A 12,143-nucleotide genomic window follows, 5' to 3' on the forward strand; every position below is an offset into this window, starting at 1 on the left:
ACTCAGAAGTGAAACGAACATGCGCCGATGATAGTGTGAGGTCTCCTCATGCGAAAGTAGGTCATCGCCAGGGTTTTATTACAGAATAGCGGCTTTTTAGCCGCTTTTTTTTTACCTATTATATTGAGTTGGATTTAGCTCTTATTCTTTACTGGACCCAAGGGGATTATATGGAATTCAGGGTGAAGGCTGAATTGTTCAACTCAGCCTTGATGAATCAATTCTTAATATACTTGTCTTTTAAGCGAATATAATTTTTTGCTGAGTATTCTATCTGTTCTATTTCATTAATAGATAATTTTCTAACTGCTTGAACTGGCGTACCCATGTATAAATAGCCACTTTCCAAAATTTTCCCTGGTGGTACTAAACTTCCAGCTGCAATGACTACGTGCTCTTTAATATGGGCTGCATCTAAAACTATTGCGCCCATCCCAATGAGGCAATGGTCATCTATAGTGCACCCATGTAACATTGCGTGATGACCGACGGTGATACTGTTACCTAAAATCAGCGGTTTGCCACCCATGGTATAAGGTCCATCATGTGTGACATGAAGTACCGCACTATCCTGGATACTGCAGGAATGACCAATTGTTATATAATTAACGTCTCCACGGATTACGGCCATAGGCCAGACAGAGACATCATCACCTAAAGTAACGTCTCCTATTACTGCTGATTGGGGATCAATATATACCCTATCTCCCAATGATGGCCATTTATTGTCAAAACTTCGAATTGTCTTTGTCATTATTTATACCATAGTTACGAATTCTTCTGCACTTGTAGGATGGATGGCAACCGTATTATCAAAATCTTTCTTACACGCGCCCATCTTTATCGCTACTCCAAAACCTTGCAACATTTCATCTGCATTATAACCGATTACGTGAAGGCCAATTATTTTTTCTTTTTTTCCTAAAGTGACTAATTTCATTGCGGTTGGGGTTTTCGTTTCACTTAATGCATCATACATAGGATTGAATTGTGTTTTATATATTTTGATTTGTTCCGTGCCATATCGTTCTATAGCTTCTTGTTCACTGAAACCTACAGAACCAATCGGAGGATGACTGAACACTACGGAGCAAATATTATCATAGTTGAGCCTGGCCTTGGGTTGTTGGCCAAAAAGTCGGTCTGCAAGGCGTCTGCCAGCAGCAATCGCTACCGGAGTAAGTGCTGGTGCGTTAGTTACATCCCCAATTGCATATATTCCTTTAACAGTCGAGTTTTGAAATCGATCAACACGAATGAGACCTTGCTTATCTGTTTTAACTTTTAATTTATCGAGATTTAAATGGCTTGTTCTGGGCGTTCTGCCAACGGCATAAATAATGACGTCAAGGTCATTTAAAATCGAACCGCTTTGACACTGTATGCTTTTTTTTCCATCACTGTGTAAATTGATGCAGTGAGCTTTATGATTAGGATGTACCTTGATACCTTGTTTCAGCATAATTTCATGCAGCATAGTACCAAGCATGCTATCAAACCTGCTTAATGGTCTGTTGCCTCTCATTAAAAGATGCGTTTCACTTCCTAATGCATTAAGCACACCGGCCAACTCAACTCCGATATATCCACTGCCAATAATGGCTACTTTCTGGGGTTGTTTTGTTAAAGAAAAAAATCCATCTGAATCTATAACATGCTGAATGCCATTAATATTGGGTAGGGAAGGTTCCCCGCCTGTAGCAATAATTATATGATCCGCTTTATATATAGTGTTATCAACTCGCACAGAGTTTTGTTCATGTAGAGCACCTCTACCGTTAATGTGAGTGATATGGAATTGCTTAAAGCGATTCGCGTAGTTTTCCCGTAAACGTTCAATATATTCATTGCGTTTTGTTATCAGTTTATCCCAGTCAAGCTTTATTCGCACAGGGCTAAATCCATAATCATGAGATTTATGCAAAGTTTCAGAGACTAGTGACGCGTTAAACATAATTTTTTTAGGAACGCAGCCTAAATTGACACAGGTCCCACCCAAGTGTGATTGTTCTATAACAGCTACTTTGGCGCCGTATTGTGCTGCGCGTACAGCGCTGGCTATACCGCCACTTCCGCCACCAAGGACTATCAGATCAAATTGTTTTTTTGTCATAGGATACTTATAGAAAATAAATTAATAGTAGCAGTTACTGTAATTCTCACCAAATTTTTTTGTTTATTTACCGTAACTTGCACAAATAGCAAAAACAGCTCACTATTAATGTATATATCATTAAAGCATCGAATGTTTATGCGTTTAAAATCATTATTCATTTTTATCATGATTATGATCCTTAATGGTTGCAACAGTAACAAGCATGAGCAATTTGAAGGATATGTAGAAGGAGAGAACATATTTCTTGCCTCCCCGTTCTATGGTGTATTGAACCATCTGGCAGTACAGCGTGGACAACAAGTAAAGAAGGGCGCGTTATTATATAGTCTGGATCCTAATCCTCAGTTAATGAACATTATTCAGATTCAGGGCGAACTAGCGCAGGCAAAAAGCCAACTCACTGATTTAAAGAGGCCGCGACGTCCTGAGGAAATTGATGCAATCGAAGCACAAATTCAACAGACAAATGCTCAAATAACATTAGCAGATATAAGAGTATCTCGTTACCAAAAGTTAGTGGACAAACAGGCTTCAGATAAGGACAGTCTTGATGCTGCTTTAGCTTACTTGCAACAACAAAAAGAATTAAAATTGCAATATGAAGCCAATTTGGCATTGGCAAAATTAGGAAGTCGAGAAGATTTGATCGCAGCCCAACAAGGCGTGGTTGATTCATTAATAGCTAAATTGAATATTTCGCAATGGGAATTAGCTCAGAAAACCATTTATGCGCCAGCAGATGGCGTTATTTTTGATACTTATTATCGAACGGGTGAATATGTTGCCGCACAACAATCTGTCTTGTCTTTGTTAACTCCTGAAAACATTCGAATTGAATTTTTTGTGCCTTTGGAATTTTTAGCTCAATTAAAAGTGGGCCAAAAAATCAGTTTTGATTGTGACGGATGTCAAAAAAATAATCCCGCGGTGATTAGCTATATTTCTCCGGATGCTGAATATTTGCCACCGTTGGTTTATAGCCAGGATAATAGTTCAAAATTAGTATTCAGGATAAAAGCACGAATTAATAATTCCTCTTTATTCAAGCCTGGTCAACCCGTAATGGTGAACTTGTAATGAGCACCTCAGATTCAAATATAATAATTGATGTAAAAGGACTTCGTAAGAGTTTTGGACAAAGAGTTGTAGTGAATAATATTGATTTAATGGTAGAAAAGGGAGAAGTGTTTGGTTTTCTCGGACCCAATGGAAGTGGGAAAACTACAACAATACGGATGATATGCGGTTTATTAAAAGCCGATGCGGGACAAGGTACCTGTTTAGGCTTTGATATATTAACTCAATCTGATCGAATTAAGGAGCGAGTTGGTTATATGACTCAAAAATTCAGCTTATATACTGAATTATCAATTGAAGAAAATCTGATATTTATCGCACGGGTTTATGGAATATCTAATCGAAACAAACGAGTTGCTGAATCTTTGGATAAATTGGGTTTAACGGACAGGAGAAAGCAACTGACTGGAGAATTATCAGGTGGTTGGAAACAACGTGTAGCACTTGCAACCTGTTTAATTCACAATCCCGAGCTGCTGCTGCTCGATGAACCAACTGCAGGGGTTGATCCCATTGCAAGACGGGAATTTTGGGATCAAATTCATTTTCTGAGTCAAGAAGGCATCACTACTTTTGTTTCTACTCACTATATGGATGAAGCAGAACGTTGCACACGAATAGCTTATTTGGCTTATGGTAAACTTTTAACAACCGGGACAGTATCAGAAGTAATTGATGAAACTCATTTGAAGACATGGGAAATCAAAGGAAATGTGACTACTTCTTTATTACAGCATGCGAAAAAAATTCCTGGGGTGATTCAATCGGCCTTATTTGGAAACCTTATCCATGTATGCGGTTACAATACTGAATTAATTGAGGAAGGATTGAAGCAATTAAGCTCACACTATTCAATTCAATGGTTTTCAATACAACCTACTCTTGAAGACGCATTTATCAGCTTAGTAAATAAATCACCGGAGCCTTTTGTTGACTAGAGGAAGCCTGAACCGCTTGTTAGCGGTAATGATTAAAGAGTTTGTGCAGATGTCACGCGATAGAGTGACTTTAGGCATGATCATCGGTATTCCTCTGATGCAGTTAATTTTATTTGGCTTTGCCATCAATACGAATCCACGTAATTTGCCAACGGCAGTTGTTAATCCGGATAATACGCCATTAAGCAGACGTATACTAACCAGTATGGAAAACTCAACCTACTTTAATTTTATCAGCTCAAAGACTGATGAAAAGGAAGCAAGTTGGATGCTGAAAACAGGTAAAGTTCAATTTGTAGTCAGTTTCCCACCCAATTTTACCCGAGATGTCATTCGCGGTTTACATCCTCCCTTGTTACTTGAAGCTGATGCAACGGATCCTGCAGCAACAAGCCGTGCGGTTTCAGTGTTCACAGAGCTTGCCAGTCTTTCATTAAATGAAGATCTTAATGGACCTCTTTCATCGTTAAAACCTAAATCAACACCTTATCAACCCGAGATACATGCCATTTATAATCCATTGGCCATTACTGCATTTAACATTGTTCCAGGGCTTTTGGGAGTGGTTTTAACCATGACTATGGTTATAGTGACCGCCTTGGTGATTACCAGAGAAAATGAACGTGGAACTATGGAAACTTTACTTTCAACGCCGTTGAAGCCCATGGAAGTAATGGCTGGAAAATTAATCCCCTTTGTGTTGGTAGGCTTTATCCAGGTAACATTAATTTTGTTAATGGCCAAATTGCTGTTTTCCATTCCGATACAAGGCAGCATCTTGTTATTATTGTTACTGAGTCTTCCCTTTATTGCAGCAAATCTGTCAGTCGGACTCACTTTTTCTACGCTGGCGTCTAATCAGCTCCAGGCAGTACAAGGTGCCATGTTTTTTTTCCTTCCTTCAATTTTATTGTCTGGATTTATGTTTCCATTTAGAGGGATGCCTGAATGGGCTCAATGGGTAGGAAGTATTTTGCCACTTTCTCATTATTTAATCATAGTTCGTGGAATTTTATTAAAAGGCAATGGTTTTGCTGAAGTATGGTATGAGATCGTCCCTATACTACTCTTTACTTTCGTAGTGCTTTTTATAGGTTTTAAACGTTATAGGAAAACATTGGATTAAATTTAATAGGTTAGGGCATGTTGATAATACCTATTTCGACGCCCCGTGATTTGTTTCCGGGACGTTGGTAATATGTTGATGAATTGTCAACACACCCTACTTACTTTCAAATATCAATTTGAATCTTATATTTGTTCCAACAGCTCTTTTCGGGTCTTCTCGTCTACAAAAGCTGCTTCTATAGCCATTTTGGTTATTTCATTCATGGTTTTATCACTGTATTGATAAGATTCCTGAACACGTTGATATTCCTGGGCCAGTGTGGTGCTCATGAATGGAGGATCATCTGAGCTGATGCTTACTTTGATGCCAGCATCATAAAGTTTGGGGAACGGATGACTGTTCATATCTTTAAATAAACCTAAAAAGATATTACTGGTAGGGCAAACTTCCAACGCGATTCCTCTGTCTTTAACCATAGCCATAGTTTCGGGAGAGTGTATTACATTAACTCCATGGCCAATTCTCTTTATAGGAAGATGTTCCATGGCTTCAACCATACCTCTAGCGCTATCAAATTCACCAGCATGAACGGTACATTCCAATCCTGCATCTGCGGCGATCTGATAGGCTCGAGTAAACAGTTTTGGAGGGAATTTTGCTTCGTCTCCGCCCAAACCAAATCCTGTCACACACGGAAATTGATCAATGCCAGCCTGCCGTGCAACTCGTTCACAGGCTTCAACTCCGAAGTGACGCACAGCGGTGTTTATAATTCGTCCAACGATATTAAATTGATCTTTGGCATCGTCAATAGCCTGTTGGATTGCAGCGAGATGCTCTCGAGATGGAATTCCGCTGGAACGTTCCGCATGATCTGGTGAGTACATCATTTCAATATATATGGCGTTTTCCAGGGCATTAGTTCTTAGATAATCAAAGGTAATGTCATAATAATCCTGGGGGACTTTAATTACTGCGGCCAAGGTGTCATATACTTTGAGGAAATCAAGAAAATCTTTTGATAAATAGCTTTCACCATCTGGCGCAATAAGCCCTGAAGGCAAGGTTAATTTATTGCGTTTAGCAAGTTTTACAGCTAAATCTGGTGAAATGGATCCTTCTAAATGTACGTGCAATTCCGCTTTTTTTAATTTCATTACTTAGCCTTTTTACTTTTGAAGAAGCTTAATGGTAACTTAGTTAAAAAAACGATAAAATACCTATTAAGAATAAAGTTTTTTGGAATTGGTATGACTGAACATGATATAGATAAAGCCTATGTAAGCCCTTATGATAAGTTTTTCTTTGAATTTGATGCGACTCATAAGAAATCAGCATCGCAAATTAAAGAAATTAAAAAGCATGAACGCATTGCTTGCATGAGAGATAATAAAGACTATAAGGATGATAAGGGCGAGATTTGGGAAGAGTTTTAATACCCTTTCTCGAGAAGTTCTAAACGCTATCCTCACCAGGGCATCGAGACGAGGCTACTGCCTCTCCTCAGCCCGAAAGGATCCGAGTGCAATCCTTAACTTTTAATGGTGGTAGTTAATACTATTAATCGAACAAACTATCCCAGGAAGGTATGCAGTAGCTTGTAAGAAATGATGGTCAAAATCGATGCGGCTGGTAACGTTAAAACCCAGGACATAAAAATATTGCGTATCACGATAAGATTCAATGCGCCGATACCTCTGGCCAGACCTACTCCCAGAACTGCACCTACCAATGTTTGAGTTGCTGATACTGGAATCCCCGTACTTGTGGCGACAACTACTGTGGTGGCTGCAGAAAGAGTTGCTGCAAAGGCTCGACTGGGAGTTAATGCCGTAATAGCACTCCCCACTGTTTCAATGACCTTTCTACCATACATTAATAAACCAGCAATAACTCCAGTGCAACCTAACAGGATGATCCAGGATGGATAATTATTGGCATCAAACACTTGATTGGCATTCATGACCAGACTATAGACTATAGTAAGTGGGCCTACTGCCAGAGCAACATCATTGGAGCCATGTGCAAAAGCCATTGCACATGCAGTCATAGCCATTAAAACTGCAAAATATTTCTCAACCTGGATAAAACGTTCTCTGCGTCTGATTTTCGGATTTTCAGGAATGCGTTTTATAATTATTATCCCTGTGATGGTGATAATAATGCTGGTAGCAAGAGTAACCGCCAAATCCTGTTTGAAATTCAAATGAATGTCAAAATGATTCAATCCTTTAAAAACAGTAATAAAGGACAATATTGAACCGATGAGGAAGAGATAGATGGGTATATACAGTTTGGCTTTAGTTAAAGGGTTTCGTTTAACAAAGATAGTTTGTTGAATACTGATAAATAAGGCGTAGGCTGTGATTCCTGAAATCATAGGAGAAGTAACCCATCCTATGGCTATTCGAGCAACTTGATTCCAATGTATGGCATCCGGACCAAGAACCATTGCTCCAAATCCAACCATGGATCCAACTAAAGCATTGGTAATGGAAACTGGAACACCTAGATAACTGGCCAGATTCATCCATATCGTACAGGCCATTAATACACCTAACATACCTTCAATTAGAATTAACGGCTCATTGGATAATTGACTGGTGTTAATGATCCCGTCCCTCATGGTTTCAGTAACGCCATTTCCTCCTAAAAAAGCTCCGGCAAATTCAAAAATTATAGCAATGAGCATGGCTTGTCGAACGGTTACAGCCTTTGAGCCCATAGTGGTACTCATCACATTGGCTAAATCATTAGCCCCAACGCCCCAAGTCATTAAGAAACATAGAACAACGGCTACTAAAAGAAACAAAATTGAATAATCCATAGGAATTTACTACCTGGCTATAAGAATTTGAAGTCGACCACCAACTGTCTGAGCATTGTCGGCCAATTCGCCAATCCATTGGACTAATTTATAAAGGAACATAATATCTATTGCTGATAATTCCTTTTCCAACTCGAAGATACCATGACGAATATCAGCAAGTTTTTCATCGCTGTCATGTTCTATTTCATCTAGTTTAAGGATCATTTCCTCAACAATTTTTACTTCACTGCCTCTGAATCCGGTTTCAAGTAACTCATCAAGTTCATTGATTGCTTTACACGCTTGTTTTGAGGCATCCAGACAACGGTGTAAAAAAGGCATAAATACGGGTATTAATGGTTCTGGTATGGTCATTTGTCGACTGGTAATTAAACCGGCAATATCCTCTGCTTTGTTGGCAATTCTGTCCTGGGCACTTAAAAGTTCGAGTAAATCAGTACGTGAAACAGGCAGAAACAGCCCTGTAGGAAGATGCAGTCGTAAATCACGTTTGATTAAATCAGCTTCTTTTTCTAAAGAAACAATTTTTTCTTTAATAGAGTTAGCTGTGTTCCAATCTTTTTTTAACACCGCTTCAAAAAATGGGTAAAGCTGTTTTGCGCATTGATGTGCTTTGCGGATGTGTTGCTCAATTGGCCTTATTGGTGATGGCCCAAACATATTAAAAATGCTACCCATAATGTTCGTATCCCTGAAGACAGATTGAAGCGATTATACCCAAACTTTTGAAGGAACAAAACTACTCATTTTACTCCATTTATTCAACTTCAATATTTCAGTGCTACAATCAAATATAAAGGAAGTTCTTTAACTCAATAGACAGGGAGTGTTGCCATTATGAATCGATGGTTAATCGCTTTATTATTCTTTGCCAGTAATGCCTTTTCCCAATCGATGATCACTAAAGTCATAGAATTGAATTATTTGCAGGCAAACAAAGTGATTCAATTAATTCAACCCCTCATACAAACAGAAGATGGGGAAAAAATAAGCGGTTCAGGACAAACATTAATCGTCGTGGTAAGTCCTTCAACCTTGACAAAAATCAGAGAGGTTTTGCATAAGCTGGATGTGCCGCCAATCACATTTAATATTGCCATTTATCAGGGGGATCCTAATTGGCTAAGCGAGCAAAATAATAATGATGTGACCTACAGTACTAATCCCCAATCTGAAGTACAACGTAGTCAGTCTGTTAAAGTGATGAGTGGTGAGTCGGCTTTTGTTTCAACAGGTGAACAGGTACCAATAATAAGTTCGGTTGGTGTTGGCTTTTTTACAGGTGTTGAATATCAACAGCATAATATCCAGAATGGCTTATTGGTACAGCCTGTACTTCAGGGGAATCAGGTTAAATTGTCTGTTAAACGGGTTAGAGAGCAGGAAAATGCTGCAGGTGGACAACAATTTGATAATCAGCAGGTTAATACCACCATCATGGCTCCATTAAATAAATGGGTGCCTTTGGGTAGTGCTGAGGGGGGGCAGAATAATGATTCTGATTCTACTTCATACACTGCAGGACGACCATTTTCTCAAAACTCTACATTATATATTAAAGTTTCCATAGTGAGTTCCATGCCAGCAGGGGAAGTAAAATAGCTCAGGGCTGTTGAAAAACGCCCAATATTTTCGTTAAAGGGAATTTATAATTCCTTCGGGAAACGTCTTCTTGAACGAAGTGAGCGATCTCCTGAAACGGTTATGGTGCCTGTTTTTGGAGATTCTTCACTGCGTTCAGGATGACGAAAAGTCAGAGACAATTGAAAAGTGAAACCAAATCAATTTGCCTCGATCTTGTGGTTATGTATAAGTCCTGAAGCTGTCAAGAAGTGTTCTTACCGTTCATTTGTCAGAGTTGTAAACCAGTACTTATTGAGTTTGAAACTGATGATTTAATGAGATTTATTTTAATCCGGCACCTGTGTTCAAATTAAATTCAATATGATACATAAGCGATCTGTTTTTGGTGTATAATTAAATTGAATAGTTACTAATTTATAGGGGATCTCATGGCAATTATAAGCTCATTAGCGAATCATTTGTTGATTGCTATGCCCTCATTAAATGATCCTAATTTCGAACGGACAGTAATTTATCTTTGTGAGCATCACGAACAAGGATCAGTTGGTTTAATAATTAATAGACCGATGCAGTTTCCTTTGTCCATCGTATTTGAGCAATTACAAATTGAACCTATTCGTACGGAGCAAAATCGCATGCCTTTATTGTTCGGCGGGCCTGTGCAGCCAGAGAGAGGATTTGTGATTCATAAACAAATGGGTGGGTGGCGTTCCAGTTTGTTTTTGCAGGATGAGGTGACTGTGACTACCTCAAATGATATTATCAGGGCAATTGCGGACGATAAAGGACCTAAAGATGTGTTAATTACTTTAGGTTACGCTGGCTGGACTGAGAATCAATTGGAACGTGAAGTGATGGATAATGTCTGGTTAGTATGTCCTTATAAATCGGAAATTCTATATGATGTTCCTTTTGAAGAACGCTGGGAATATGCTGGATTAACCTTAGGGGTAAAAATGAGTCAACTTAGTTCTGATGCCGGCCATGCCTAGTGGTGTTTATTTGGGGTTTGATTTTGGTTATAAACGCATTGGGGTTGCAGTTGGACAACGATTAACCTGTAGTGCTTCTCCTGTATCGACTATCAGTGCAAAATCTGGTGTGCCCGATTGGAATAGTGTTCAAAAACTCATAACCCAATGGAATCCCGAAGCTTTAATTGTTGGTTTACCTACCTGTATCGATGACAGTGAGTTGTATACGACCTCCGCTGCTCGTCGATTTGCAAAGCAATTGCGAAAACATTTTGCCATTCCTGTTCATTTGGTTGATGAGCGGCTTTCAACAGTAGAAGCCCGAGGACAAGTATTCGATCAGGGGGGGTACCGTAAACTTAGAAATACAGAGATAGATAGCATCGCTGCTTGTATTATTCTGGAGCAGTGGTTACAGCATCCAGAATAGTTTCGTTAACGGGGCTACATCATCAATATCAAAACCGTTTAAGAAAAAGTCCTTCGAATTCCTCAGGTACTTCGTGTAGAATGAGCTTATTCAGTCAATAGTAAAAGTCAGTTTGGAACGAACTCTAAAGAGGGTTTATGAAACATTTTCTTGAAATTAGTCAGTTATCACGCCAGCAGATAGAAATCCTTTTACAGCGAGCACTTCATTTTAAGAACAATTCAAATTATCCATCTTATGCCGAACATACTATGGCCAATTTATTTTATGAGAACAGTACTAGAACCCGCGTTAGTTTTGAATTGGCAGCACAACATTTATCCATGCCCGTTATTAATATCGATCTGCAGAGTTCATCCGAAAGTAAAGGGGAAATTATTGAGGATACCATCAAAACTCTGGCAGCAATGGGAATACGTTATTTTGTAATTCGCCACAAACAAGATGGATTGCAGCAGAACCTGGCGGAACGTCTGGGTGATTCAATTCATATCATCAATGCTGGTGATGGAACACATGCTCATCCCAGTCAAGCTATATTAGATATGATGACTATAATTGAACAGAAACCAAAGCTGGATCAATTGAAAATTGCCATTTTAGGTAATATCAAACACTCTCGTGTAGCCAATTCATTTCAAAGTATTTGCAATAAATTAGGTGTCGGTGAATTAGTATTCATTGCCCCGGAACTTTGGCAACCTGAAACAATACACTATGGGCGTGTAACCAATAATTTACGTGAAGGATTATTTGATGCAGATGTCGTGATTTGTTTACGAGTTCAACGTGAACGTTTGGCGGATAATGACCATCTTGATTTACAAACTTACAGGAACAATTTTGCGTTAACCAAAAACAGTTTAGCTTATGCGAAATCAGATGCCATGGTAATGCACCCAGGTCCGATGAATCGTGGTGTAGAAATCGACAGCGATGTCGCCGATGGAAATCAATCTTTTATTTTACGTCAGGTAACCAATGGTGTTTATTCTCGCATGGCAATTATTGAATCTTTGATCCTTTAGCCCAATTGTTAAAAGCAGTTTGATCATCAATCCTATATGGACTTCTTAAATCTACCACACACTAATTATCAGAGTATGTACTCATCACAGTGATCCA

At 38.9% G+C, this 12,143-nt stretch carries 13 protein-coding genes; 8 read left to right on the top strand and 5 right to left on the bottom strand.

What is annotated here, in order from left to right; translation table 11 throughout:
* Positions 1–217 precede the first annotated feature (217 nt).
* On the bottom strand, positions 218–754 hold the full coding sequence (locus Lqua_RS11425) for a gamma carbonic anhydrase family protein (RefSeq protein WP_058474417.1): 537 nt from the start codon (positions 752–754) through the stop codon (positions 218–220).
* Between the two features lie 3 nt (positions 755–757).
* A complete protein-coding gene (gene gorA, locus Lqua_RS11430) occupies positions 758–2,113 on the bottom strand; it encodes a glutathione-disulfide reductase (RefSeq protein ID WP_058474418.1) in 1,356 nt (451 codons plus the stop codon).
* Positions 2,114–2,251: 138 nt separating this feature from the next.
* On the opposite strand from gorA, the gene Lqua_RS11435 reads away from it, so the two are divergent.
* The 3 genes from Lqua_RS11435 to Lqua_RS11445 are packed head-to-tail and all read left to right on the top strand — an operon-like array spanning position 2,252 to position 5,257.
* Positions 2,252–3,193 (top strand): HlyD family secretion protein, encoded by a 942-nt coding sequence (locus Lqua_RS11435; RefSeq protein ID WP_162264401.1) that lies wholly within the window; start codon positions 2,252–2,254, stop codon positions 3,191–3,193.
* Positions 3,193–4,131 (top strand): ABC transporter ATP-binding protein, encoded by a 939-nt coding sequence (locus Lqua_RS11440; RefSeq protein ID WP_058474420.1) that lies wholly within the window; start codon positions 3,193–3,195, stop codon positions 4,129–4,131. Before Lqua_RS11435 ends, Lqua_RS11440 begins: the two co-directional genes overlap by 1 nt.
* Positions 4,124–5,257, top strand: coding sequence for an ABC transporter permease (locus Lqua_RS11445; protein WP_238585570.1), 1,134 nt, complete (start codon positions 4,124–4,126; stop codon positions 5,255–5,257). The genes Lqua_RS11440 and Lqua_RS11445 overlap by 8 nt, the downstream gene beginning before the upstream one ends.
* A gap of 125 nt (positions 5,258–5,382) precedes the next feature.
* Here Lqua_RS11445 and Lqua_RS11450 read toward each other — a convergent pair whose 3' ends face one another.
* Entirely contained in the window at positions 5,383–6,357 is a 975-nt protein-coding gene (locus tag Lqua_RS11450) for an adenosine deaminase (protein ID WP_058474422.1), read from the bottom strand.
* Positions 6,358–6,450: 93 nt separating this feature from the next.
* Between Lqua_RS11450 and Lqua_RS11455 the strand changes: the two genes are divergently transcribed.
* Positions 6,451–6,636, top strand: coding sequence for a CBU_0585 family protein (locus tag Lqua_RS11455; protein ID WP_058474423.1), 186 nt, complete (start codon positions 6,451–6,453; stop codon positions 6,634–6,636).
* Between the two features lie 137 nt (positions 6,637–6,773).
* On the opposite strand, the gene Lqua_RS11460 is transcribed toward Lqua_RS11455, so the two are convergent.
* Together Lqua_RS11460 and Lqua_RS11465 are read right to left on the bottom strand one after the other, a co-directional pair.
* The gene (locus Lqua_RS11460; RefSeq protein ID WP_058474424.1) at positions 6,774–8,027 is read right to left on the bottom strand and encodes an inorganic phosphate transporter; all 1,254 of its coding nucleotides are present in this window, start codon (positions 8,025–8,027) and stop codon (positions 6,774–6,776) included.
* 9 nt (positions 8,028–8,036) lie between these two features.
* A complete protein-coding gene (locus Lqua_RS11465) occupies positions 8,037–8,708 on the bottom strand; it encodes a TIGR00153 family protein (RefSeq protein ID WP_058474425.1) in 672 nt (223 codons plus the stop codon).
* 156 nt (positions 8,709–8,864) lie between these two features.
* Here Lqua_RS11465 and Lqua_RS11470 point away from each other — a divergent pair, with 156 nt between their 5' ends.
* The 4 genes from Lqua_RS11470 to Lqua_RS11485 all read left to right on the top strand — a co-directional run bounded on the left by Lqua_RS11470 (position 8,865) and on the right by Lqua_RS11485 (position 12,046).
* Entirely contained in the window at positions 8,865–9,632 is a 768-nt protein-coding gene (locus Lqua_RS11470; RefSeq protein ID WP_058474426.1) for a type II/III secretion system protein, read from the top strand.
* 410 nt (positions 9,633–10,042) lie between these two features.
* Positions 10,043–10,606, top strand: a complete 564-nt coding sequence (locus Lqua_RS11475; protein ID WP_058474427.1) for a YqgE/AlgH family protein — start codon at positions 10,043–10,045, stop codon at positions 10,604–10,606.
* The gene (gene ruvX, locus Lqua_RS11480; protein ID WP_058474428.1) at positions 10,599–11,018 is read left to right on the top strand and encodes a Holliday junction resolvase RuvX; all 420 of its coding nucleotides are present in this window, start codon (positions 10,599–10,601) and stop codon (positions 11,016–11,018) included. The genes Lqua_RS11475 and ruvX overlap by 8 nt, the downstream gene beginning before the upstream one ends.
* Before the next feature lie 137 nt (positions 11,019–11,155).
* The gene (locus tag Lqua_RS11485; protein ID WP_058474429.1) at positions 11,156–12,046 is read left to right on the top strand and encodes an aspartate carbamoyltransferase catalytic subunit; all 891 of its coding nucleotides are present in this window, start codon (positions 11,156–11,158) and stop codon (positions 12,044–12,046) included.
* Positions 12,047–12,143 lie beyond the last annotated feature (97 nt).

Source organism: Legionella quateirensis (assembly GCF_001467955.1).
Classification (GTDB): Bacteria; Pseudomonadota; Gammaproteobacteria; order Legionellales; family Legionellaceae; genus Legionella; species Legionella quateirensis.

Coding starts and splice junctions, on each gene's coding strand:
- Lqua_RS11425 (WP_058474417.1), bottom strand. CDS start 754: ATGACAAAGACAATTCGAAGTTTTGACAATAAATGGCCATCATTGGGA.
- gorA (WP_058474418.1), bottom strand. CDS start 2,113: ATGACAAAAAAACAATTTGATCTGATAGTCCTTGGTGGCGGAAGTGGC.
- Lqua_RS11435 (WP_162264401.1), top strand. CDS start 2,252: ATGCGTTTAAAATCATTATTCATTTTTATCATGATTATGATCCTTAAT.
- Lqua_RS11440 (WP_058474420.1), top strand. CDS start 3,193: ATGAGCACCTCAGATTCAAATATAATAATTGATGTAAAAGGACTTCGT.
- Lqua_RS11450 (WP_058474422.1), bottom strand. CDS start 6,357: ATGAAATTAAAAAAAGCGGAATTGCACGTACATTTAGAAGGATCCATT.
- Lqua_RS11455 (WP_058474423.1), top strand. CDS start 6,451: ATGACTGAACATGATATAGATAAAGCCTATGTAAGCCCTTATGATAAG.
- Lqua_RS11460 (WP_058474424.1), bottom strand. CDS start 8,027: ATGGATTATTCAATTTTGTTTCTTTTAGTAGCCGTTGTTCTATGTTTC.
- Lqua_RS11465 (WP_058474425.1), bottom strand. CDS start 8,708: ATGGGTAGCATTTTTAATATGTTTGGGCCATCACCAATAAGGCCAATT.
- Lqua_RS11475 (WP_058474427.1), top strand. CDS start 10,043: ATGGCAATTATAAGCTCATTAGCGAATCATTTGTTGATTGCTATGCCC.
- ruvX (WP_058474428.1), top strand. CDS start 10,599: ATGCCTAGTGGTGTTTATTTGGGGTTTGATTTTGGTTATAAACGCATT.
- Lqua_RS11485 (WP_058474429.1), top strand. CDS start 11,156: ATGAAACATTTTCTTGAAATTAGTCAGTTATCACGCCAGCAGATAGAA.